Here is a 23,672-nt window from a genome sequence, read left to right as displayed (position 1 = left end):
GTGACGTCACAGGAAAAACGAATGCCGACTATCAGACTGTTTCATGTCAATGCCTTCAGCCAGCAGCCCTTTGGCGGCAACCCGGCCGTGGTGGTGCTGGGGCCGGCCCAGTCCGATGCGCAGTTGCAGGCCATGGCGGCCGAGTTCAACCTGTCGGAGACCGCCTTTCTCACACCGGCAGGGGCGGCGTGTTATCAGCTACGCTGGTTTACCCCTCAGGTCGAGGTGGATCTCTGTGGTCACGGCACGCTCGCCGCCGCCCACGTGCTGTGGCAGACCGGGGAGGTGGCCCCTCAGGAGGTCATCCGTTTCGAGACCCGCAGCGGCGTCTTGCTGGCCCGGCGCGAGGGGGAATGGATCCAGCTCGACTTCCCGCGGATCCCGCTCACGCCACTGGTGCTGGACCCGGCTTACGGGGCTGCGCTCGGCTGTACGCCGCGGCAGACCCTGGCGGCCGGTGCCAAGTTCCTGCTGGAGCTTGAAAGCGAAGAGGAGGTGAGGGGGCTAGTACCGGATTTTCATGCCCTGCGTGCCCTGCCTGGGCGGGGACTGATGGTGACGGCCCCGTCCAGCCGTGCAGGCGATGACTTCGTTTCCCGCTATTTCGCTCCCTGGGTCGGGGTGGATGAGGATCCCGTCACCGGCTCCAACCACTGCGCTCTGGTGCCCTTCTGGGCCGCGCGTCTCGGCAAAACTCGACTGAAGGCGCGCCAGATCTCGGCGCGCGGCGGGGAGCTTGTGCTCGAGTTGCAGGGGGATCGCGTGCTGATGTCGGGCCAGGCGCTGACCCTCTGGCAGGGGGAGTGGCTGCTGCCATCCACCCTGTAAGGTACAAGTGTGCGCCCCTCTATGTTCGCCATAATGGTCGCCATAAAAAACGCCCCGCAGTTGCGGGGCGTTTCGTTGCCATCGAATCACAGGCCTGGCCTGCACTCTGAGCTTATTTCTGTTGCGGGCGCAGGGCCGGGAACAGGATGACGTCACGGATGGTGTGGCTGTTGGTGAACAGCATCACCAGACGGTCGATACCGATACCCTGACCGGCAGTGGGCGGCAGGCCGTGTTCCAGCGCGGTCACGAAGTCGGCGTCGTAGAACATGGCTTCGTCGTCACCGGCTTCTTTCTGGTTCACCTGATCCTGGAAGCGCTTGGCCTGGTCTTCCGCATCGTTCAGCTCGGAGAAGCCGTTGGCCAGCTCGCGGCCACCGATGAAGAATTCGAAGCGGTCTGTCACGTCCGGGTTCACGTCGTTGCGGCGCGCCAGCGGAGAAACAGCGGCCGGGTACTCGGTGATGAAGGTGGGTTGCAGCAGCATGTGCTCTACCGTCTCTTCGAAGATGGCGGTGATCACGTGGCCCAGCTCCCAGCCCTTCATCAGCTCGATGTGCAGATGCTTGGCAACCGCCTTGGCGCTCTCCAGGGTAGCCAGATCCGCCGGGGTCACATCCGGGTTGAACTTCAGGATGGAGTCCACCATGGTGAGGCGCTGGAACGGCTGACCGAAATCGATGGTCAGACCCTCTTCGCCCTCTTTGGCGTAACGGATCTTGGTGTCACCCAGAATGTCCTGGGCCAGGGTGCGCAGCAGCTCCTCGGTCAGGTCCATCAGATCGATGTAGTCGGCATAGGCCATGTAGAACTCGATCATGGTGAACTCGGGGTTGTGACGTACCGAGATACCTTCGTTACGGAAGTTGCGGTTGATCTCGTACACGCGCTCGAAACCACCGACCACCAGACGCTTCAGGTAAAGCTCGGGGGCGATACGCAGGTACATGTCGATGTCCAGCGCATTGTGGTGAGTGACGAACGGACGCGCGGAGGCGCCACCCGGGATGACCTGCATCATGGGGGTTTCCACTTCCATGAAGCGCTTGTCGTTGAAGAACTTGCGTATGCCGGCAACCACTTTGGTGCGGATCATGAAGGTCTTGCGGGACTCTTCGTTGGCGATCAGATCCAGGTAACGCTGGCGGCAGCGAGCTTCCTGGTCGGTCAGGCCCTTGTGCTTCTCGGGCAGCGGACGCAGTGCCTTGGTCAGCAGGCGGATGGTGGAGACGTGTACCGAGAGTTCGCCTGTGTTGGTACGGAACAGGGTCCCTTCCACGCCGACTATGTCACCCAGATCCCACTTCTTGAACTGCTCGTTGTAGAAGCCTTCCGGCAGATCGTCACGGGTCACGTAGATCTGGATCTTGCCAGCCATGTCCTGCAGGGTGGCGAAAGACGCCTTGCCCATGATCCGGCGGGTCATGATGCGACCGGCAATCTTCACCTGTTTACCCAAGGCCACCAGCTCTTCGGCGCTCTTGTCGCCAAATTCGGCATGCAGATCGCCGGAGAGGCTGTCACGACGGAAGTCGTTGGGGAAGGGGTTGCCCTGGGCGCGCAAGGCGGCCAGCTTGGAACGACGCTCCGTCATCTCGTTGTTCAGTTCGAGAGTGTGGTCGACTTCCGGAGTTGTGGTTTGTTCAGACATGGTGATTCCTGCTGTTCTGTTTTTACAGGCCTGATTTCAGGCTAGCTTCGATAAACTTGTCCAGGTCGCCGTCGAGTACCGCTTGGGTATTGCGGGTTTCGACGCCGGTGCGCAGATCCTTGATGCGTGCATCATCCAGCACATAGGAACGGATCTGGCTGCCCCAGCCGATATCGGACTTGGTCTCTTCGAGGGCTTGCTTCTCAGCGTTCTGCTTCTGAATTTCCAGCTCGTAGAGCTTGGCTTTCAGCTGCTTCATACACTGATCTTTGTTTTTGTGCTGGGAACGATCGTTCTGGCACTGTACCACGACACCGGTCGGGATGTGGGTGATACGTACCGCGGATTCGGTCCGGTTGACGTGCTGACCACCGGCGCCGGAAGCGCGGTAGACGTCGATCCGCAGGTCGGCCGGGTTGATCTCGATGTCGATGTCATCATCGATCTCGGGATAGACGAATACGGAACAGAATGAGGTGTGGCGACGGCCACCGGAGTCGAACGGTGACTTGCGAACCAGACGATGGACGCCGGTTTCGGTACGCAACCAGCCGAAGGCATACTCGCCGGTGAACTTGACGGTGGCGGACTTGATGCCGGCCACGTCGCCGTCAGAAAGCTCGATAAGTTCCGGCTTGTAACCGTGGGCATCGCCCCAGCGCAGGTACATGCGCAGCACCATGTTGGCCCAATCCTGGGCTTCGGTACCACCTGAGCCGGACTGGATGTCGATGTAGCAATCGGAGCCGTCGTGCTGACCGGAGAACATGCGACGGAATTCGAGGTCCACCAGCTTGGTTTCAAGTACATCGGCTTCGGCCACGGCTTCGTTGAAGGTATCTTCGTCTTCCCCTTCCACCGCCAGGCTCACCAGCATCTCGACGTCCTCAGCACCTTGTGTCAAGACGTCAATGGTGCCGACCACGTTCTCCAGGGAGACGCGCTCCTTGCCCAGCGCTTGTGCGCGCTCGGGCTCATTCCATACGTCCGGCTGTTCCAGCTCGGCGTTGACCTCTTCTAGACGCTCTTTCTTGGCGTCATAGTCAAAGGTACCCCCTAAGAAGCTCTGTCCTCTCAGACAGCTCCTTAAGTTTGTTTAATACAGGATTGACTTCAAACATCGTGAAAACTCTCGGGGTCGATGTGATTTAAAAACGGGATATTCTAGCCAATTGTGGAAGGAATAAACAGGGTCGCCTCTTCTTGTGCGCATCCGGTAGTCAATTTCTGGTGCAGTTTTCCCCAACTCGGTGGAAAATATCGTCCGCAGACTCATTTGCAGGTTCAGTTTTCGCCTGCCGGGTCGCTAATAACTACGCAGTGCTGTGCACTCTTTTGGGAAATCCGGTTCCTGACCTCATAAGAAGAAATCATGATGAAAAACCTATCACTCAAGCAGAAGATACTCTTGTCGGTGGTGATCGCCTTGTCATTGGTGATCCTGCTGCTCTCCTGGCAGAGCTATACCAGCCAGAAGTCCCTGTTGCTGCAAGGCAGTCAGGAACAGGTGCAACGACTGGGCAGCCAGCAGGCAGCCAGCGTCAGTCACTGGCTCTCTGCCCGTCGCGACGTGATCCAGGCGCTTGGCAACAAGGCCAGTGCCGACCCCCTCAATGCCCTGCAACAGGCGCAAGTGTCGGGTCGCTTCCAGCTCACCTACTTCGGTGAGGGCAATGGCAAGATGAACGACTCGGATCCTTCCATCAACCGTAGCGGTTATGACCCGCGCTCCCGTGGCTGGTATCAGGAAGCCATGAGCAAGGGCGGCCTCATTGTGACCAAGCCCTATCTGGACGTCGCCTACAACATCATGGTGGTGACGCTGGCCCAACCCGCTCAGGGCGGCGTGGTCGGTGGTGACCTCTCCATCGCATCTCTGGTAGAAGACATCACCAAGATGAAGCTGCCCGCCGACGGTTTTGCCATCATGATGCACAAGGATGGTACCGTCATCGCGTACAAGGACGCAGCCAAGGCGATGAAGCCGGCCACCGAGATCGACAACGATCTGACCAATGCCCTCATCGATCAGAGCAAGGCTGGCAATACCCTGATCCCTGCCTATTTTGACAGCGAAGGCCGTGACAAGCTGCTGATGGCAGTAGACATCCCGGATACCGACTGGGAACTGGTACTGGTGCTGGACAAGGCTACCCTGGAGGCGCCGCTCTCCTCCTTGCTGATGACCCAGCTCGGTCTTGCCCTGCTGGTGCTGGTGGGCAGCATTCTCGCCATCTCCTGGCTGGTCAGCCTGTTGCTCGGCCCGCTCACCAAGGTCTCCCAGGCCCTGGCCCGCATCGCCGACGGTAACGGTGATTTGACCCAGCGCATCAAGATCGACGCCAACGACGAAGTGGGCCAGCTGGCCAACAGCTTCAACCGTTTCGTCGGCAGTCAGCATCAGCTGATCGCCAATATCCGCAAGCTGGCCAACGAGCTGAACGCCGACGCCGAGCGCAGTCTGGTGACCAACCAGGCCTCGGTGGACGAGCTGCAGCGCCAGCAACAGGAAGTGACCATGGTTGCCACTGCCGTCACCGAGATGGCGAGCGCCACCATGGAGATCGCCGGCAACGCCGAGAGCACGGCCGCCGCCGCCCAGCAATCCGCCCAGAGCAGTGAGCAGGGCAAGATGCTGGTGAATCAGACCCGCCAGTCCATCAACGGTCTGGCCGAAGAGGTGGGGCAGGCGACCGCTGTGATCGGCGAGCTGAGCCGTCACGCCCAGGCCATTTCCGGCATCCTCTCCACCATTCAGGGCATTGCCGAGCAGACCAACCTGCTGGCGTTGAACGCGGCCATCGAAGCGGCTCGTGCCGGTGAACAGGGTCGTGGTTTCGCCGTGGTGGCGGACGAAGTTCGAGTGCTGTCCCGTCGTACCCAGGATTCCATCCAGGAGATCCAGTCCACTATCGAGACGCTGCAACAGACTACTGCCCGTGCGGTCAGCCTGATGCAGACCAGCCAGGGTCTGGCCGACAACAGCGTGAAAGACGCCGATGCCGCCGCTGCCGCGCTGGAAGAGATCACCCAGGCCGTATCGCTTATCTCCGACATGGCGGGTCAGATCGCCACCGCAGCCGAGGAGCAGACCCAGGTGACTGGCGAGATCACCCAGAACACCACCGCCATCAAGGATGTGAGTGACGAGATTACTGCCGCCGCCATGCGCGATCTGGATCAGGCCCATCGCCTCAAGGGTCGTGCCACCGACCTGAACCAGCAGGTGTCGACCTTTATCCTGTAAGGAACCGGATTTCAGGCGGCAGAGACCGCCATGAAAAAGCCCCGCACTCGGCCGAGTGCGGGGCTTTTATTTTGTGGTTGCTGGCGGGCTTACAGGAAAGGCAGTGCCATAAACAACTTGATCACCATGGCGTTGATGATGTCGATGAAGAAGGCACCCACCATGGGCACCACCAGCAACGCCAGGTGGGACGGACCGAAGCGCTGGGTAATGGCCTGCATGTTGGCAATGGCGGTCGGGGTTGCACCCAGGCCGAAGCCGCAGTGGCCTGCCGCCAGCACGGCCGCGTCATAGTTGCTGCCCATGACCCTGAAAGTGACGAAGATGGCGTAGAGCGCCATCGCCACCGTCTGGGCGACCAACAAAATAAAGATGGGCAGGGCAAGGCTCGCCAGATCCCACAGCTTCAGGCTCATCAGCGCCATGGCCAGGAACAGCGACAGACTGACGTTGCCGAGCAAAGAGACTTCCCGATCGCTCACCTCGTGCCAGTTCAGCAGGGTCAGCAGGTTGCGCAGCAGCACGCCGACAAACAGCACACAGACGAAGACCGGCAGCTCGAAGGCGCCGCCTTTGAGGAAAGTGGAGAGCATTTCCCCCCCTTTCAGGCTGATGGCGATCAGCGCCAGGGTCTCGATCAGGCTGAAGGTGGTGAGCGGACGTTCCATGTCGGGCATCTCGAAGCCCCGTGGTGCGTCGTCCTTGTTGTGCTCCTCACCGGGTACCTGCACTTTTTTCACCAGATAGCGTGCTACCGGACCACCGATGAGGCCCCCCAGTACCAGACCGAAGGTGGCGCAGGCGATGGCAAGCTCGGCGGCGGATTGCACCCCGTACTTTTCGGAGAAGGTGGCGCTCCAGGCCGCACCGGTACCGTGGCCGCCGGAGAGGGTGATGGAGCCGGCCAGCAGTCCCATGTGCGGGTCCAGACCGAGCAGGGTTGCCAGACCCACGCCCAGGGTGTTTTGCACCAGCAGCAGGCCGGTCACCACCATCAGGAAGGTGATCACCGCCTTGCCGCCGCGCTTGAGGCTGGCAAGATCGGCGGAGAGACCGATGGAGGCGAAGAAGGCCAGCATCAGCGGGGTTTGCAGGCTGGTATCAAATTGCAGCTCTACCTGGAGGGTGGAGCGCAACAGCAACAGTACCAGGGCGACCACCAGGCCGCCGGCAACCGGTTTGGGGATGTTGAAGGTGCGCAGCAGCCCGACTCGGGTCACCAGCAAGCGGCCAAACAGCAACACCAGGGTGGCTGCGACCAGGGTGGCGTAGGAATCAAGTTGTAACATTCAGTACTCCCATGTTGATTGGCTGTGTCTTTCGTTGATGAAGACTCACAGATTCAGCCGGGATAAAAACCAGGGTGGCTCAAGTGCCAACAAAGAAGGGGCTAGCAGCCCCGGTCCCACGCAAAGGCGGGATCTATGCGGGCCTGAATTGATCAGGCATCCAGATGAGATTTATGAAAAATCCGCCGGATAGTAGCAAAAAGCACCGCTTATATCCATATTTGTCAGATAAATGGTCGGCTTTAAACTTTATTGTGACATTTAACACTATTGGGACAAGCGTCATGTTATGGGCCGGATCTGCTATTTCCCGGCTGTCATTTGGGGCGCCAGTCTCTATAATTCGCCGGTTTCCAGCCCACAAGAGGAAACCGGTCAGGTGTGAAGTTGTCGGTTTATTCCTTTATTAATTTGCCGGTTGCCGGTCCATCAAGAGGAGAGGGTGTGAAGAAGTCCATCTACATTGCCTACACAGGCGGTACCATAGGGATGCAGCGTTCCGACCACGGTTATGTGCCGATGGCGGGCTTTATGGAAGACTGTCTGGCGCGGATGCCCGAGTTTCATCGACCCGAGATGCCGGATTACCATATCCACGAATATGACCCCCTTATCGACTCCTCCGACATGACGCCTGCGGACTGGCAGCGGATCGCCGAGGACATTAAAGGCAACTACGAGAAATACGACGGTTTCGTGATCCTGCACGGCACAGACACAATGTCGTTCACCGCCTCTGCGCTCTCCTTCATGCTCGAAGATCTGCACAAGCCGGTCATCATCACCGGCTCCCAGATCCCGCTCGCCGAGCTGCGCTCCGATGGTCAGCAGAACCTGCTCAACGCCCTCTATATCGCTGCCAACTACCCGATCCACGAGGTGACGCTGTTTTTCAACAACCAGCTCTATCGTGGCAACCGCAGCAAGAAGGTGCACGCCGATGGCTTCCACGCCTTCGATTCGCCGAACTATCCGCCGCTGCTCAATGCCGGTATCGCCATCTCGCTGGAAGCGGGTGAGCTGGGGGAGCCGTCCGATCGTCCGCTGGTGCTGCACGACATTACCCCCCAACCCATCGGCGTGGTGACCCTCTATCCTGGCATCTCCAGCGAGGTAATCGCCAACATATTGCAGCAACCGGTGAAGGCGCTGATCCTGCTCTCGTTTGGCGTGGGCAATGCGCCGCAGAATCCGGCCATGCTGGCGCTGCTCTCCGAGGCATCTGCCCGCGGCGTCATCATAGTCAACTTGAGCCAGTGCCTGCACGGCAAGGTCAACATGGGGGGCTATGCCACCGGCAATGCGCTCTCCCGTGCCGGGGTTATCTCGGGGTTTGACATGACTGCCGAGGCGGCGCTCACCAAGCTGCACTTCCTGCTGAGCCTGGACTTGCCTGCACCCCGCATCCGCGAGCTGATGCAACAGTCCCTGCGCGGCGAGCTGACGCCCTGAGAAACTGTCCACGATCTTGCTGCGAAGCCGTGATCAAGGCTCATGTGCTGCTCGCTTGTTTGTGAACAAGAGGGCTCATGTATGCCTATACACTCCGGTTCCTGCGCTGCTCTTCACCTTGCTGACGCCTTCTCGCGACAGGTCGTGAACAGCTTCTGGCCTCCTCACCATGAGGGGGGAGAGGAAAAAAGAGGGGAGCCACCATGGCTCCCCTCTTTGCTGTTTGCCGTATCCGGTCGCGGCACGGGATGGGCGGCCTGCCTCAGTGACTGAGGTCGATCCGCACTATCTCTTCCTCGTCACGGTACTGACGCTTGAGCTCGCTCTTGCTCTTCATCACTATCTCGCCGTCCCGGCCTATGTTCATGTGCTCGGGATTGTCGAGGTGCATCGCCTGCCAGGCCATCACGGCCTGCAGCGAGGTTGCCTTCTGCTCGTCGCTCAGGGGTTTGCCATCGGGCCATTTGCCCAGCTCGACCGCTGTCTTGAGCCGCTCGTACACTTCTTTGGGCATCTGTCTGATGGCCTGTTGAAACTCACCCTGTTGAAACGACATCCGGCTTCTCCTTGAAAATTGAGCCATGAACCCAGGATCTGACGGGCAGATCCTGGCGGGCTATGCAGGCAGATCCTGGCGGACTACGCCAGCCATCTGCTCCATCACCCGCACTACCTGACAACTGTACCCGAACTCGTTGTCATACCATACGTAGAGGACGCAGTGATCCCCCTCGGCGATGGTGGCCTGGGAATCCACTATGCCTGCGAAGCGGGAACCCACCATGTCGGAGGAGACCAGCTCTGTGCTGGCGCTAAAATCGATCTGGCGATGCAGGGCCGAGCTTAGCGCCATCTGCTGCAGATAGGCATTGAGACTCTCCCTGTCGGTGCTTTGATCCAGTGAGAGGTTGATGATGGCCAGCGACACGTTGGGGGTTGGCACCCGAATGGCGTTGCCGGTCAGCTTGCCCTTGAGCTCCGGCAGTGCCTTGGCCACCGCCTTGGCGGCACCTGTGCTGGTCATCACCATGTTGAGGGCTGCGCTGCGACCGCGGCGCTCGCCCTTGTGATAGTTGTCTATCAAGTTCTGATCGTTGGTGTAGGAGTGGACCGTCTCCACGTGGCCGTGGCGGATGCCGTACTTGTCCTGCATCACCTTGAGCACAGGTGTGATGGCGTTGGTGGTACAAGAGGCGGCAGAGATGATCTTGTCATCCGGCCCGATCACTTCATGATTGACCCCGAACACCACGTTCTTCATGTCGCCCTTGCCCGGCGCCGTCAGCAGCACACGGGCGGCACCGCGCGCCTTCAAGTGTTCGCTCAAACCGGCCTCGTCGCGCCAGACACCCGTGTTGTCGACGATGAGTGCATTGTGAATGTCGTATGCCGTGTAGTCGATGTCGCTCGGACTGTTGGCGTAGATCACCTGAATGAAGGTGCCGTTGGCGATGATGGCACTGCGATCACTGTCCACCTCGATGGAGCCGTTGAAGGGGCCATGTACCGAGTCACGGCGCAGCAGACTGGCGCGCTTCTCCAGATCTCCCTCACGGCCGCCACGCACCACTATGGCTCGCAGACGCAGTGAGTTGGCGGCGCCGGTACGCTCTATGAGCAGGCGGGCCAGCAGGCGGCCGATGCGACCAAAACCGTAGAGCACCACGTCCGTCGGTTGCGGGATGTCACACCGCCCCAGTGCTGGTGCCAACCTGGCACGCAGGTAATCGTCAATGCCTGCTTCGTCCTGGTGATCCTGCCAGTAGCCGACGGCCAGCTTGCCAAGATCGATCTCGGCGGCGGTGGGGTTCAAGGCCAGGATAGCCTGGAGCAGGGGGAAGCTTTGCTGGATCGGAAGCGGGGAGCCCTGATGACGGCGGACGACCCTGTGGGCTTTGAGGATATCGATGGTGGAGGCGTTTTGCAGCGGGCGTCCGTAGAGGGTGATCTCGATCCCTTGTTGTCGGTAGAGGCGACCTATCAAGGGTTGCATGGCTTCGGCGAGCTCCTGGCTCTCCTGCCACGCCTGCAAGTAGTGCTCGTGGGTCATTAACCAGATCCTTTATTTCACGTTGTTGGGGCAAATAGAAATTCGTCGAATGCAGATCAGTGTAGGGGTGTATATTTCGTTATATCATTCTGCAATCGCGGCCTTATACGGCGCGCGCATTGTAATGGATATGTAGCCGGTTTGCTAGCCAGAGGTGGCTGCACAAGGCTCCCATTGTTACCAACCAGATGTGAACTATGACCCCTTTTCCACTACGTTCCGTACTGCTCGGCCTCTCCTGCGGCCTGACTCTGATTGCCTGCAACGATGACAGGATCCACAACATCTGTGCCAATCATCCCGAGCTGTGTCAGGACCTGGTGGACGATGGCTGGTGCCGCTACGAGCGGACCGACATCATCCGCAGCCGCTTCTATCTGCAAGAAGAGGGGACGGACAGGCGCAAGTACGAGCTGATGCGCAATCTGGAGCGTTATCTCAAGTGTGCGGAGCGGTCGACCAACATAGAGTACAAGACGGCGAGGGAGCAGAAGAGCCCCAGAGTGGAAGGCATGCTGGCGGCCGGTGATCAGCTGGCCGAGCTCGATGCAGCTACCCGCAACTCGCAGGATCCCTATCTGCTGCTCTGGCACTGGACCAATAACACCAACGAGCAGGCCCGTGAGCAGTTCACGGCGCTGGAGGGGCAGCCGGTGCTCGAGGAGCCCGAGCTGCAACTGGCGCTGGGAGGCATTTATGCCAAGAGTGCCCCACAGAAAGCCATCACTCTCATGCACCATGCCCTCTCCCTCTATGGAGAAGGGGACAAGGTCAACAGCCGGATCCTCACCTCTCTCAGCACCCTCTACATGGGCCAGAAGGAGTACGGTCTGGCTTATCTGTGGGGCAAGGTGAGCGAGTCGTTTCAGGATTCTCCTGACGTCTCGGCCAAACGCTTTGGTCTCTATCACTCCTTGAGCAAGACAGAGCAGGAGGCCTGGGATCTGCAGGCCGCCACCATAGTCGAGCAGCTAAAAAGCGGGACTTATCGTCCCTGATCCCTGATGAACCACATAAACCAACTGGCCAGTGACTGGCCTCATCCCTTCGACATCCAGCTGATGCACGGCCAGGTGGCCATTGATGGCCGCCGGCTGGAGCGCGTGACTGTCAGGGCCATTGTCCTGCGTGGCGACCGGTTGCTGCTGGTGCACTCCCGGGTCAACGGCGATCTCATGTTTCCTGGCGGCGGCATTGAAGAAGGGGAGTGCCACGGCACTGCCCTGGCTCGCGAGCTGCGGGAAGAGTGTGGTGCCGAGCTGGTGGAGGTCGGTGCCCTGCTCGGCCAGACGAGGGAGTACCGCGCTGCCCGGGAGGCCGACTATGATGCCTATTGCATCCGCTCTTTCTATTACCTGTGCCGGGTCGGTGAGGGGTGGAGTGAACCTCGCCCCCAGCCATACGAGGTACGGCTAGGTTTCACTCCGGGCTGGTTCGAGCTGGATGATGCGCTACAAACCAACAAGACCCAGCTGGCGGGCCCTTGCCCCCAGTGGACGGCGCGGGAGACCCGGGTACTGGCTGAGTTGCATCATTGGCACGAGTCCGGCCTGCTGGTGTGAATCAGGCCCCTTGAGCAAGATGCAAAAAACCGCCCGAGGGCGGTTTTTTTATTGAGGGTGTCCGCTTACTGCACACAGACCGGGCAGAAGGCATAGGTGCCTTGAGGGTCGTTGAAGCGGGTCAGCGGATCCAGACTGCGGTTCACCTCCACCAGCGCCTTGCCAAATCCGGCCGGCAACCAGCTTTGCAGGTGCGGGGCCAGCGCCTGGGCACTGCTGTCGAACAGCTGGCGCAGGAACTTGTCCCTGGCAGATTCCTCCTGCTCTATGGGGGTGACCTGCCACTCCTTGAGGTTGGCAAGCGTGGCCGCCGCCTTGATGGCGTCCTCCTGATTACCGAATTCATCCACCAGACCCAGCGCCTTGGCATCCTGGCCGGTCCAGACCCGGCCTTCGGCGGCTTTTTCCGCCTCTTGCGGGCTCAGGCCACGGCCCTTGCTCACCAGACCGACAAAGCGCTGATAGGTATCTTCCACGCTCAGCTGAATGGCCTGGCCTACGTGTTCAGGCAGGGCGCGGGTCAGGCCGACACCGACGTAATCCGTGGTGCCTACTCCATCTGTGTGTATCCCGTACTGGGAGAGCGCCTTGTCTATGGTGGCGAACATGCCGAACACCCCGATGGAGCCGGTGAGGGTGGTAGGGGAGGCGAAGATCTTGTCCGCATCGGCGGAGATCCAGTAGCCGCCCGAAGCGGCGTAGCTGCCCATGGAGATCACCACCGGCTTGCCAGCCTGTTTCAGCGCCAGCAGCTCGGCGCGGATCTGCTCGGCGGCGAAGGCGCTGCCGCCCGGGCTGTCGACCCGCAGTACCACGGCTTTCACCTTGTCGTCACGGCGGGCATCGGCCAGCAGATCCGACAGACTGTCGCCACCTATGGTGCCGGCCGACTGTACGCCATCCATGATGGCGCCGCTGGCAACGATGAGGCCCACCTCATCCTTGCCGTTTTGGGGATATTGCTCGGGGGCGGCTGTCAGATACTCTTTCAGACCGACCCCTTTCCAGCCGTGATCCTCGTCTTCACCCACTTCCTTGATGACAGCCTGGGTCATCTCGTCACGGGTGGCGAGCTGATCCACCAGACCATTGTCGAGGGCGTAGCTGGCGGCGTTGCCGCCGGCCTTGCGCAGCAGCTCGAGGAAACGATCTTTGCTTGGGGCGACGGCCTCGGGTTCTATCTCCCGCTGCTCGGCCACGTCCGCTACATAGGATTGCCACAGCTGATCCAGCCAGCGCTGATTCGCCTCCTTGCTCTCCGGGGACATCTCGTCCCGGGTGTAGGGTTCGACGAAGGATTTGTAGGTACCGACCTTGAACACGTGAGGGGTGACGTTGAGCTTCTCCAGCGCCGACTTGAAGTAGGTCTGGTAGACACCGAGTCCCTCGATCAGTACGGCGCCGCTCTGATTGAGCAGCACATGATCGGCGTGAGCAGCCAGCAGATACTGACCCTGGTTGTAGTAGTCGGCCATGGCGATGACAGGTTTGCCACTTTCCTTGAACTCGTCGATGGCGCCAGCCACCTCCTGCAGTTTGGACAAGCTGGTGCCTTGCAATCCCTGTGGTTTGATCACCAGCGCCTTGATGCGGTCGTCATCTTTTGCGCTGCGAATGGCCCATAGCAGATCAGAAAGCAGGATCTCGCTCGGCTGCTCGTCGCTGCTGTCCACCTGGCGCAGCAACTGCACAGTGGGATCTGTCTGGGTGCGCTGTTCCACCAGCACGCCGTTGAGATTGAGGGTCAACGCCCCTTCAATGGGAGCACTGGGTGCTTCTTTCTGGCTGATGCTAAAGACGATGACCAGCACCAGAATGAGAAACAGCAGATTGACCAGCATCAGCCGGGTGAAATTGAGCAGGCGCCACAGACTGCGAAACAGCCAACCCAGACCTTTGAAAATAGACATAGCCGCGTTATCGCCCTGTTAATGGGTAGAGAAAGGCCATTATTAACCAGTTGGCCGGTGAATTGCCATTTCCGCTTCGGTGCGATCGATAGCCCTGTCACCCCTTCTTGCTTCGGAATACGCCTGTTCGCTGAAAAAATGTCCAAACATTTGTTTGAAAAAGCATTTTTGATTCTTTACTCTAGCTGCAATTTGATAACAAAAAATTAACTGGAGGCATTGTGAGCCTTTATCCTACGTTGCTGACGCCCCTTGACCTCGGGTTTACCCAGTTGAAGAACCGGGTACTGATGGGTTCCATGCATACCGGCCTCGAAGAGGAGAAGGGTGGCTTTGACAAGCTGGCCGCCTTCTATGCCGAGCGCGCCCGTGGCGGTGTCGGCCTCATCGTCACCGGTGGCATAGCCCCCAATCTGCGTGGGCGGCTGGTGCCCCACGGCTCACAGCTGAGCTTCCCCTGGCAAGTCGCCAAGCACAAGAAGGTGACTCAGGCGGTGCATCAGGAGGGGGGCAAGATAGCGCTGCAGATCCTCCATGCCGGCCGCTATGCCTACCATCCTTTCAGTCTGGCGCCGAGCGCCCTCAAAGCGCCCATATCCCCGTTCAAACCGCGCGCCATGAGCGAGCGGCAGATCCGCGGTACCATCCGTGACTTTGCCTCCACCGCGCAGCTGGCCAGGGCGGCCGGTTACGACGGCGTCGAAGTGATGGGGTCGGAAGGCTATCTCATCAACCAGTTCATCTGCGAGCGTACCAACAAGCGCACCGATGGCTGGGGCGGCAGCAATGAGAACCGGATGCGCTTCCCGGTGGAGATAGTGCGGGCCATCCGCGAGCGGGTCGGCACGGATTTCATCATCATCTTCCGTCTCTCCATGCTGGATCTGGTGGAGCAGGGTTCGACGCTGGAGGAGGTGGTAGCCCTTGGCAAGGCGCTGGAGCAGGTCGGCGTGACCCTGATCAACACCGGCATTGGCTGGCACGAGGCGCGCATCCCCACCATAGCCACCAGCGTACCGCGCGGTGCCTTCAGTTGGGTGACCGCCGAGCTGAAAAAGCACCTCACAGTGCCGCTCATCACCACCAACCGGATCAATACCCCGGAAGTGGCCGAGCGCATTCTGGCGGGCGGCGAAGCGGATATGGTCTCCATGGCGCGCCCCTTCCTGGCGGATCCTGAATTTGTCATCAAGGCCGCCGAGAACCGGGCGGACGAGATCAACACCTGCATCGCCTGCAACCAGGCCTGCCTGGATCACGTGTTCAAGCAAAAACGCGCCTCCTGCCTGGTCAATCCCCGCGCCTGTTTCGAGACCGAGCTGACGTTTGGCCGCGTGCCCCAGCCCAAGAAGCTGGCGGTGGTGGGGGCGGGTCCGGCCGGGCTGGCGTTCGCCTGTTACGCCGCCGAGCGCGGCCATCAGGTGAGCCTGTTCGATCAGGCGAGCGAGATTGGTGGCCAGTTCAACTTTGCCAAGCAGATCCCGGGCAAGGAGGAGTTTCACGAGACTCTGCGTTATTTTGCCAGGCGGTTGGAGAAGTGCGGCGTCGAGCTCTACCTCGGCCAGCGCCAGAGCGCCGAGAGTCTGCTCGGCGGCGGCTTTGACGAAGTGATCCTCGCCACCGGCATACGCCCGCGTACCCCGAACATACCAGGCATAGAGCATCCCAAGGTGCTCAATTACATCGACGTGCTGCGGGATCACAAACCGGTCGGCCAGAAGGTGGCGGTGATCGGTGCCGGTGGCATCGGCTTTGATGTGGCCGAGTACCTTGTGGAGAAGAAGGCTGATAGCGGTACCGACGGACATCGCGATCACTGGCTCAAGGAGTGGGGCATCGACAAGCAGCTTGGTGAGCGCGGTGGCCTGATCACGCCGGAGATCGACGCCCCCGAGCGCCAGATCTGGCTGCTTCAGCGCAAGGAGAGCAAGGTGGGTGACGGTCTGGGCAAGACCACCGGCTGGATCCACAGAACCGTGCTCAAGAACCGCAAGGTGCAGATGCTTTCCGGCGTCCAGTACCTTGGCATCGACGATGAAGGCTTGCATATCCAGATAGGTGAAGCCAAACAGTGCCTGCCGGTGGATCAGGTGATCATCTGTGCCGGCCAGGAGCCTCTCAAGGAGCTGCAGGCCGGCTTGCAGGCGGCAGGCAAGCCGGTGCACATCATAGGTGGCGCCGACGTGGCCGCCGAGCTGGATGCCAAGCGGGCGATCCGCCAAGGGGCCGAGCTGGCCGCCGTTATCTAGTTACTCCGCCCTGGCCCGCTATTGGTCTGATATTGCGATAAACCCCTGAGCCTCAGGGGTTTTCTTCATTGTGCGCTGTGCTAAGGTAGCGCCATCACAGCCCCTGACAAGGATTTGCCCATGGATGCCCTCACTCTGTTGCTCAACCGCCACTCCTGTGGCCGCCTGACCACACCCGCCCCCAGCGGTGAGGTGCTCGACAATATCCTCAAGGCGGGCTTGCGCGCACCGGATCATGGCACCCTGACTCCCTGGCAGTTCATCCTGTTTGAAGGGGAGGGGCGTGAGCGGCTGGGGGATCTGCTGGCCGAGGCTGCTCGTGCCCGTGGCGAAGATGAAGAGAGCATCAAGAAGTGCCAGGAGGCGCCGCTGCGCGCTCCCTTGCTGGTGGCCGTAGCCACCCGTTATCAGGCCCACCCCAAGGTGCCGAAACTGGAGCAGGAGCTCTCCGCCGGTTGCGCCCTGATGGCGATGCAGATGGCGGCACAAGCCCAGGGCTTCAACGGCATCTGGCGATCCGGCTGGTTCATCTTCGATGAGTTGATCAACAAGGGGCTGGCACTGGCACCGGAGGATCAACTGGTGGGCTTTCTCTACCTCGGCACCCCCATGCTGGAGGCGCGCAAGTTGCGTGAACTGCCGCCGGATGAGTTTGTCCGCCACTTCTAAGTCGTATGAATTTCAGCCAAAGCCCTGACTTGTCAGGGCTTTTTTGATCATGCCCGATCACGATCCTGAGGCTGTACTGATAAATAAATGCTTGCCAAGAGGGGGGCGGGGCTTGGCAGGGAATTTTTTAAATAGTGAGAGGCTGTTCTCAATCCTGGTTGATTACGCTATGTAAAACGTTTGCGCCTCGTTAATATCCCTGTGCCAGTTTAGAAGGTGACCCCTTCTAATTTTCTGCGATGAGAGTCGCAATTCCGTAGCACCTTTTTACAGCCCAACGTCTTCATGACATTGGGCTTTATTTTTATGGGCAAGATTTTTTGTAGCTCCAATTGAGATTTGGATCGCGATCAAGGTTCACGCTTTTCCTTATAAAATCGGGGTCAGGATCCCGCTTCGCTGGCAGATAATAACAAGAGAGTGGGTTATTCCCATTGAGGTAGTCCACTCTGCATTTCTTGCCAGCCGGAGGCTTTATGTGGTTCAACAGCAAACTAAAAATGGAAAATCAGCAGCTGCGGGAGGCCCTGAGTCTCAAGGAGGAGCAACACCAGCAGGCGCTGGCCGAGCTGCGCGCCACCATAGGTGAGTATGAGCAGATGCAGCGCAGTAGCAGGGAGAGTAGTGACCTCTTCAACCAGGTGATCTCGTGCTAGAACAAGGGGGGCGAGATGCTGCAGAGCGTGCGTGAAGCGCTGGCGGGCAGTGCCGAACATCTGATGGAAGAGAAGAGCGCGCTCTCGGAGCTGGATCAACTGTTCGCCCAGACCCGCAGTGCCATCGGCCGCCTCTCCGATCGGGCCCATGCGATCACAGGTGAAGCCGAACGTAGCCTCAAGGTGGTCAACCAGCTCGATGCCACCACGTCGGCCATCAACCAGTTTGTTGCGGCCATACAGGGTATTTCGGAACAGACCAATCTGCTGGCCCTCAACGCGGCCATAGAAGCAGCCCGAGCCGGGGAAGCTGGACGCGGCTTTGCCGTCGTGGCCGACGAGGTGCGGCAATTGGCCAGCAAGGCCCACGAAGCGAGCCGCCAGATTGAGGGGCTGGTCAAACAGATTGTCGGCCAGGCGCAGGATATCAAGCTCATCATCGATGACAATCAGGCCAGCGCAGCCGAAGTGGCGACTTCCTCTTCCCAGATCGATGCAGTAGTGGCCCAGGTGCTGGCTCAATCCGGCAGGATGCAGCAGGTGATCCACAGTGCTGCCACCACCTCTTTCCTCAATACTACCAAGCTCGATCATGCGGTCTGGAAGAACACCATCTATCGCCTTATTGATCAGCAGCACTTCCATGAACCGGTCAATGGTCATACCGAATGTCGGCTGGGCAGGTGGTATTTCGAGGGACAAGGCGCCGATCTCTTTGCCCGGCAGCCCGGGTTTCGCGAGCTGGATGGGCCACACAAACGGGTACACGAGAGTGGCAAAGCAGCCCTTCATGCTCGCCAGCAGGGCAATATCAAGGAGATGGTCGAGCAGCTCAAGACAATGGAAAGCGCCAGCATGCAGGTGGTGCACTGTATCGACCGCTTGCTGGGAAGTGCCTGAGCCCGTGCGTCAGGATCAGCGCTTGTTTGCATGAGCGCGGGGCGTCTCAGCGGTTGACAGGCAGGATCCGCGCCGGGTTGCCCACCACCCGTGCGCCGGCAGGCACGTCTCTGGTGACGACTGCCCCCGCGCCGACGATGGCCTCCCGCCCGATGGTGACACCGGGCAGCAGTATGGCGCCGCCGCCAATCCAGACTTTGTCTTCTATGGTCACCGGCAGCGCCGTCTCCCCCCCCTGGATGCGCTCATCGGCGGCCAGCGCGTGGGCAGCTGTGTAGATCTGCACGTTCGGCCCTATCATTACGTTGGCGCCGATGCGGATCGGTGCGTTGTCCAGAAACGTGGCCCCCATGTTGACGTAGGATCCCGCCCCCAGGCTGATATGACGGCCATAGGTGCAGTAAAACGGCGGGCAGATAAAGGCGTTCTCCGCCAGCTCGCCGACTATCTCCTGCAACAGCGCCAGCTGTTCATCCTCCTCTTCCACCCGATTGAAGCGTCGATAGCGGCGCGCCGTTTCACGGCGCAGGACATCCAGCTCCGACGCCATGCAGTTGTAGGGTTGGCTGCTGATCATCTTCTGATATTCGGTCATGGGGATTCCTGCTCTCTGGTTGGCATGAGGCGATTTGGGTGGCTGGCTGTCGCGCAAGCGCAGCACCTCCAGTGCAGACCTGTCCACCGGCAACAAGCGCACTGACAGAGGCATATATTACTGCTTTGTCAGCAGGATAAGAGTGAGCCTCAGCCCAGAGCCGGCATCACCAGGTGTTGTGGCCTGCCCTCGGAAAAGGCCAGCACATTTTCAAATGCCTTGCGAAAGTAGAGCTCATAGCTGTTTTGCTCCACATAGCCCAGATGCGGTGTGGCCAGCAGGTTGGGCAAAGCCAGGAGAGGTTCGTTATCCAGGTTGGCGGGCTCGCTATCGAACACATCCAGTGCCGCTCGCCGGGTGGGATTCGCACTGAGCACCGCATGGAGTGCGCCAGATTCAATGAGCTCGGCCCGGCTGGTATTGACCAGCAAAGAGTCTGCCTTCATTCGAGCCAAGTCGGCACGGGTGACACAGGCTCGAGTGAGCTCGTTGAGCCGCAGATGCAGGGACAAGACATCGGCACGTTGGAAAAACGCTGTCTTGTTGGGGGCGGCGTCGAATCCATCCTGTGTCGCCCGCTGACGAGAAGATTCGCTACCCCATACCAGCACAGACATACCGAATGCATTGCCGTAACGAGCAATGCGCTGACCTATCTTGCCGTAGCCCCAGATACCGAGCGTCAGACCGTACAGGGGGCGTCCCAGGCCGAGTGAGCCAGATTGCTGCCACTGGCCGTTGGTCAACTCGCGAGTGTAAGCCGGAATATGGCGGGAGGCTGCCATTATAAGTGCCCAGCAGAGTTCGGCGGGAGCAATAGGGCTGCCTACGCCTTCTGCCACGGCAACGCCGTACCGCTGGCACAGTGCCGGGTCGATATGCTGGCTGATTTTGCCGGTCTGGCTAATGAGTTTAAGGGTGGGAAGCCGCATCAGCAGCTGTTCGTCGATACGAGTACGCTCGCGGATCAGCACCAGTGCTTCTACTCCCTCCAACGTTGCGGCGAGGCGCGCTGTATCGGGTTCGCTCTGGTTGAGGATGGTAACGTCATGACCCGCCAGCAAGGTAAAGCAGGGCAGGTGACGAACCTGATCCTGATAGTCATCCAAAATGGCAATCTTCATCCGTTCCTCTTGTGTATCAAGCAATTGTCCTGAGGGGTAGAGGCGCGCCCCTTGGCTTCTTGGCGGGGGCAGGCGAGACGATGCCCAGTTTTCATTGCAGATTCAAGTGGTTCAGTTTGGAATTGGTGATGGGGCGGACCAGGCTGGCCGCCCCGTTGTCATGCTGGACGGCAAGGGGGACGCGGGGCGTCGTGTTCGATCAGGCTGGCCAGCTCGCCGCTCTCATCCTTGAGGGCAACCCCGGTCAAGCGGCGGTTGAAGGCCTGCTCCAGCAACCAGGCCAGCTTGTGAGCCGCCTGGGGGAAATCGAGCCCGGCGGGACGTACGTTGGAGATGCAGTTGCGCTGTGAATCCATGCACCCGACTCTGGGTTGCCAGGTCAGGTAGAGCCCCAGACTGTCGGGGGAGGAGAGGCCGGGGCGCTCGCCAATCATCACCAGTACGGCCCGGGCACTTAGCAGCTCCCCTACCTCATCTCCCAGTGCCACTCTGGCCTGGCTGGCGATCACCAGAGGGGCACAGGCCAACCCAAGGCGCCTGAGATGGGGTTGCAGCGCCTCGATAAAGGGCAGGGCATTCTGATGCAGAGCGGTGGAGGAGAGTCCATCACCCAGCATGATGACGAGATCGGCTTCAGCCTGCCGGGTCTGATACTCCAGGGGGGCGAGATCGGCCTCTGTTTGCGGGAGCTGGCTCAGCAGGAGGCGGCTGGCATCGTTCAGCCGTCGGCCTAGATCCGGGCGATGCAAATACTCTTCCCGGCTGGTGGCGGCGCTCTGCACCGTCAGAACTTTGTGTCCTGTGGCGTGCAGTGCTTTGGTCAGGGCGGCCACTTCCAGGGGCTGGTGCACAGTATCTCTAGCCTGTGCATGGGCCAGACCAAACGCCAGCAGTGCCTCTGTGGGCAGGCTGACCCCGGTGCGCCCCAGCGCTATGCGGGCCGAGGTGTAGCGTTTGAGTTCCAGCCAGGGATTGAGGTGAACTATGTCACTCATGTCATGGGGATCCTTGCTCATTAGGCCACCTTGCCGCTTTGGCCAAAAGCCGTTAACAGAGGGTGGCGCAGGCTGGCATCGAGCAGTTGGCCACCAGGGTTGGTGAGTTGCATCCGCACCAGCCAGTCTGCAAATTCCGGTGCGTGCTTGAGGCCGAGCAGCTCGCGAATATAGAGGGCGTCATGAAACGAGGTGCTCTGGTAGTTGAGCATGATGTCGTCCGCCCCGGGAACGCCGATGAGGAAGGTGAGGCCAGCGTTGCCCAGCAGGGTGAGCAGGGTGTCCATGTCATCCTGATCAGCTTCTGCGTGGTTGGTGTAGCAGACGTCACAGCCGAGCGGCACCCCCAGCAGTTTGCCGCAGAAGTGATCTTCCAGTCCGGCGCGGATGATCTGCTTGCCGTCATAGAGGTATTCCGGTCCGATGAAACCGACCACGGTATTGCACAGCAACGGCTTGAAGTGGCGAGCTACCCCGTAGGCTCTGGCCTCGCAGGTCTGCTGATCCAGTCCGTGGTGGGCATTGGCCGAGAGGCAACTGCCCTGGCCCGTCTCGAAATACATGACGTTGTTGCCAAGGGTGCCACGCCCCAGGCTGAGGGCAGCGTCATACGCCTCTTGCAATAGGGCCAGATCGATACCAAATCCTCGGTTGGCAGCCTCTGTACCGGCGATGGATTGGAACACCAAGTCTACCGGCACATTGCGCTCTATGAGCTGCAAGGTGTTGGTGACATGGGTCAGGATGCAGGACTGGGTCGGAATAGCGAAACGCTGGATCACTTCGTCGAGCATCTGGTTCAGGCTGGCCAGTACGGGCAGGTTGTCACTGGCGGGATTGATGCCGACCACCGCATCTCCCGCGCCGTACAGCAGACCGTCCAGCATGGCTGCCGCTATCCCTTGAGGATCATCGGTGGGATGGTTGGGTTGCAGCCGCACGCTAAGGTGGCCGGGCAACCCAATAGTGTTGCGAAAGGCAGTGACGACCCGGCACTTCTTGGCGGCCAGGATGAGATCCTGATTGCGCATCAGCTTGCTGACCGCGGCTGCCATCTCGGGTGTGATGCCGGGGGCTATGTGTGCCAGGGTCTGGCTGTTGGCCGTCTCAGACAGCAGCCAGTTGCGAAAATCCCCTACCGTCAGGTGGCTGATGGGGGCGAAGGCAGCATGATCGTGGTTGTCCATGATGAGGCGGGTTACCTCATCCTGCTCGTAAGGGATCAGCGCCTCATTGAGGAAGGTTTTGAGCGGAAGGTCTGCCAGCGCCATCCTGGCCGCCATGCGTTCCTCGGCGCTGTGGGCGGCCACGCCGGCCAGATAGTCACCTGAACGGGCAGGGGTCGCCTTGGCCATCAGGGTGCGAAGGTCGGGAAACTGATAGCCGTGGTGTGACAGTTGGGTGCGATACATGGGGCTCTCTCGTCGATGCTGGGGGGGGGGAAACAAGGCCAGCGCATGGCCTTGCTCCTGATGGGCACAGAGGACCTGGTTCAGCTTGCCTTGACCAGCTCACCGTCACTGGTGGCAATCCCTTCATCATGGGTCAGACGGAAGTAGGCATAGCCCGCCAGCATAAGGGCGCCAAAGATCAGCGCCAGCAAGCCGTTGTAATAGACCATAGCGACCAGACAGAGTACTGCCAGTCCCAAGGCGAGAGCCGGAGCAAAAGGATAGAGAGGGGCTCTGAATGGGCGCTCCAGTGCCGGTTCGCTGCGGCGCAGCTTGAACAGGGCCGCCATCGAGATGATGTACATCACAATGGCGCCAAACACCGCCATTGTGACTATGTTGGCGGTGAGGGATAGCCCGCCTATGACGATCAGCGAGTCGGAGAATATCGCCAGGATCCCCACAACGCCACCGGCCAGAATGGCCCAGTGGGGGGTCTGGAAGCGGCGGTTGACCGAGGCCAGGGCACCGGGCAGATAACCGGCCCGGGCCAGGGCAAAGATCTGGCGTGAGTAGCCCATTATGATGCCGTGGAAGGAGGCGATCAGGCCGAACAGCCCCAGCCAGACCAGCATGTGCAGCCAGCCGCTGCTCTCGCCCACTATCATCTTCATCGCCTGGGGCAGGGGATCATTGATGTTGGCAAGCTGGCGCCAGTCTCCGACGCCACCTGCGAACACCATGACCCCCATGGCCAGCATGACCAGGGTCAGGATGCCACCGATGAAGGCTTTCGGAATTGTCTTCTTCGGCTCCTTGGCCTCTTCGGCTGCCATGGCGGCGCCTTCAATGGCGAGGAAGAACCAGATGGCGAACGGGATGGCGGCAAAGATACCGGGGAGAGCGCCGAGGCTGAACTCCTGCTGGCCTGCCCAGCCGTTGAGCATAAAATTGCTGGCGCTGAAACCCGGGCTTACTACTCCCATGAAGACCAGCAGTTCGAAAATGGCGAGCAGGGTGACCAGCAACTCGAAGGTAGCGGCGATACCGACTCCGACCAGATTGAGGGTCATGAAGATGAGATAGGCGCTCACCGCCACCCAC

At 60.0% G+C, this 23,672-nt stretch carries 20 protein-coding genes and 1 pseudogene; 10 read left to right on the top strand and 11 right to left on the bottom strand.

The annotated features are described in order from the left end of the window. Positions 1 to 21: 21 nt before the first annotated feature. The gene (locus tag AXW79_RS06230; RefSeq protein ID WP_005317724.1) at positions 22 to 828 is read left to right on the top strand and encodes a PhzF family phenazine biosynthesis protein; all 807 of its coding nucleotides are present in this window, start codon (positions 22 to 24) and stop codon (positions 826 to 828) included. A gap of 112 nt (positions 829 to 940) precedes the next feature. Here AXW79_RS06230 and lysS read toward each other — a convergent pair whose 3' ends face one another. After that, positions 941 to 2,479 carry a lysine--tRNA ligase gene (lysS, locus tag AXW79_RS06225; protein WP_005317721.1) on the bottom strand — a complete coding sequence of 513 codons (1,539 nt, stop codon included), beginning with the start codon at positions 2,477 to 2,479 and terminating at the stop codon, positions 941 to 943. A 22-nt stretch (positions 2,480 to 2,501) separates the two neighbouring features. Next, a protein-coding gene (gene prfB, locus AXW79_RS06220) for a peptide chain release factor 2 (protein ID WP_096072019.1) occupies positions 2,502 to 3,600 on the bottom strand; the annotation gives its coding sequence in 2 pieces (ribosomal slippage) (positions 2,502 to 3,524 and positions 3,526 to 3,600; 1,098 coding nt in all). A gap of 254 nt (positions 3,601 to 3,854) precedes the next feature. Between prfB and AXW79_RS06215 the strand changes: the two genes are divergently transcribed. Next, positions 3,855 to 5,726, top strand: coding sequence for a methyl-accepting chemotaxis protein (locus AXW79_RS06215; RefSeq protein ID WP_005317716.1), 1,872 nt, complete (start codon positions 3,855 to 3,857; stop codon positions 5,724 to 5,726). Between the two features lie 89 nt (positions 5,727 to 5,815). Here AXW79_RS06215 and gltS read toward each other — a convergent pair whose 3' ends face one another. Beyond that, positions 5,816 to 7,015 (bottom strand): sodium/glutamate symporter, encoded by a 1,200-nt coding sequence (gltS, locus tag AXW79_RS06210; protein WP_043151208.1) that lies wholly within the window; start codon positions 7,013 to 7,015, stop codon positions 5,816 to 5,818. Between the two features lie 444 nt (positions 7,016 to 7,459). Here gltS and ansA point away from each other — a divergent pair, with 444 nt between their 5' ends. Beyond that, complete coding sequence (gene ansA, locus AXW79_RS06205; RefSeq protein ID WP_021138095.1) at positions 7,460 to 8,467, top strand: asparaginase; 1,008 nt, start codon at positions 7,460 to 7,462, stop codon at positions 8,465 to 8,467. Between the two features lie 262 nt (positions 8,468 to 8,729). On the opposite strand, the gene AXW79_RS06200 is transcribed toward ansA, so the two are convergent. After that, positions 8,730 to 9,023, bottom strand: coding sequence for a YeaC family protein (locus AXW79_RS06200; protein WP_005317709.1), 294 nt, complete (start codon positions 9,021 to 9,023; stop codon positions 8,730 to 8,732). A 60-nt stretch (positions 9,024 to 9,083) separates the two neighbouring features. Next, positions 9,084 to 10,517, bottom strand: coding sequence for a glyceraldehyde-3-phosphate dehydrogenase (locus tag AXW79_RS06195; protein ID WP_005317706.1), 1,434 nt, complete (start codon positions 10,515 to 10,517; stop codon positions 9,084 to 9,086). Between the two features lie 197 nt (positions 10,518 to 10,714). Here AXW79_RS06195 and AXW79_RS06190 point away from each other — a divergent pair, with 197 nt between their 5' ends. Continuing rightward, positions 10,715 to 11,515, top strand: coding sequence for a DUF2989 domain-containing protein (locus tag AXW79_RS06190; protein ID WP_005317704.1), 801 nt, complete (start codon positions 10,715 to 10,717; stop codon positions 11,513 to 11,515). A 6-nt stretch (positions 11,516 to 11,521) separates the two neighbouring features. Beyond that, a complete protein-coding gene (locus AXW79_RS06185) occupies positions 11,522 to 12,079 on the top strand; it encodes an NUDIX domain-containing protein (RefSeq protein WP_005317701.1) in 558 nt (185 codons plus the stop codon). A 65-nt stretch (positions 12,080 to 12,144) separates the two neighbouring features. Here AXW79_RS06185 and sppA read toward each other — a convergent pair whose 3' ends face one another. Further along, positions 12,145 to 13,989: a signal peptide peptidase SppA gene (gene sppA / locus AXW79_RS06180; protein WP_005317698.1), complete on the bottom strand. Its 1,845-nt coding sequence runs from the start codon at positions 13,987 to 13,989 to the stop codon at positions 12,145 to 12,147. Positions 13,990 to 14,210: 221 nt separating this feature from the next. Here sppA and AXW79_RS06175 point away from each other — a divergent pair, with 221 nt between their 5' ends. The 5 genes and pseudogenes from AXW79_RS06175 (at position 14,211) to AXW79_RS24110 (ending at position 18,463) form a co-directional block, all read left to right on the top strand. Next, the gene (locus AXW79_RS06175; protein ID WP_005317696.1) at positions 14,211 to 16,238 is read left to right on the top strand and encodes an NADPH-dependent 2,4-dienoyl-CoA reductase; all 2,028 of its coding nucleotides are present in this window, start codon (positions 14,211 to 14,213) and stop codon (positions 16,236 to 16,238) included. A gap of 120 nt (positions 16,239 to 16,358) precedes the next feature. Beyond that, entirely contained in the window at positions 16,359 to 16,907 is a 549-nt protein-coding gene (locus AXW79_RS06170) for an NAD(P)H nitroreductase (protein ID WP_005317693.1), read from the top strand. Positions 16,908 to 17,407: 500 nt separating this feature from the next. Beyond that, the gene (locus AXW79_RS23660) at positions 17,408 to 17,563 is read left to right on the top strand and encodes a hypothetical protein (RefSeq protein ID WP_005317690.1); all 156 of its coding nucleotides are present in this window, start codon (positions 17,408 to 17,410) and stop codon (positions 17,561 to 17,563) included. A gap of 216 nt (positions 17,564 to 17,779) precedes the next feature. After that, positions 17,780 to 18,070: pseudogene (locus AXW79_RS24115) on the top strand (methyl-accepting chemotaxis protein); the annotation flags it as partial. 24 nt (positions 18,071 to 18,094) lie between these two features. Beyond that, positions 18,095 to 18,463 carry a CZB domain-containing protein gene (locus tag AXW79_RS24110; protein WP_231109897.1) on the top strand — a complete coding sequence of 123 codons (369 nt, stop codon included), beginning with the start codon at positions 18,095 to 18,097 and terminating at the stop codon, positions 18,461 to 18,463. A 46-nt stretch (positions 18,464 to 18,509) separates the two neighbouring features. Here the strand turns inward: AXW79_RS24110 and AXW79_RS06160 are convergent, their stop codons facing one another. From AXW79_RS06160 to eat, 5 genes are all read right to left on the bottom strand, one after another. After that, positions 18,510 to 19,058, bottom strand: coding sequence for a sugar O-acetyltransferase (locus tag AXW79_RS06160; protein ID WP_011898419.1), 549 nt, complete (start codon positions 19,056 to 19,058; stop codon positions 18,510 to 18,512). Between the two features lie 149 nt (positions 19,059 to 19,207). Next, positions 19,208 to 20,182 carry a D-2-hydroxyacid dehydrogenase family protein gene (locus AXW79_RS06155; RefSeq protein ID WP_005317681.1) on the bottom strand — a complete coding sequence of 325 codons (975 nt, stop codon included), beginning with the start codon at positions 20,180 to 20,182 and terminating at the stop codon, positions 19,208 to 19,210. A gap of 158 nt (positions 20,183 to 20,340) precedes the next feature. Further along, the gene (gene eutC, locus AXW79_RS06150; RefSeq protein WP_011898420.1) at positions 20,341 to 21,177 is read right to left on the bottom strand and encodes an ethanolamine ammonia-lyase subunit EutC; all 837 of its coding nucleotides are present in this window, start codon (positions 21,175 to 21,177) and stop codon (positions 20,341 to 20,343) included. Between the two features lie 20 nt (positions 21,178 to 21,197). Beyond that, entirely contained in the window at positions 21,198 to 22,589 is a 1,392-nt protein-coding gene (locus AXW79_RS06145; RefSeq protein WP_005317675.1) for an ethanolamine ammonia-lyase subunit EutB, read from the bottom strand. An 80-nt stretch (positions 22,590 to 22,669) separates the two neighbouring features. Next, positions 22,670 to 23,662 (bottom strand): ethanolamine permease, encoded by a 993-nt coding sequence (eat, locus tag AXW79_RS06140; RefSeq protein WP_231109895.1) that lies wholly within the window; start codon positions 23,660 to 23,662, stop codon positions 22,670 to 22,672. Between the last annotated feature and the right edge of the window lie 10 nt (positions 23,663 to 23,672).

Origin of the sequence: Aeromonas salmonicida subsp. salmonicida (genome assembly GCF_001643305.1) — a bacterium.
Classification (GTDB): Bacteria; Pseudomonadota; Gammaproteobacteria; order Enterobacterales; family Aeromonadaceae; genus Aeromonas; species Aeromonas salmonicida.
Note: the sequence above shows the minus strand (reverse complement) of the source record. Positions and strands in the feature narration are given on the sequence as shown.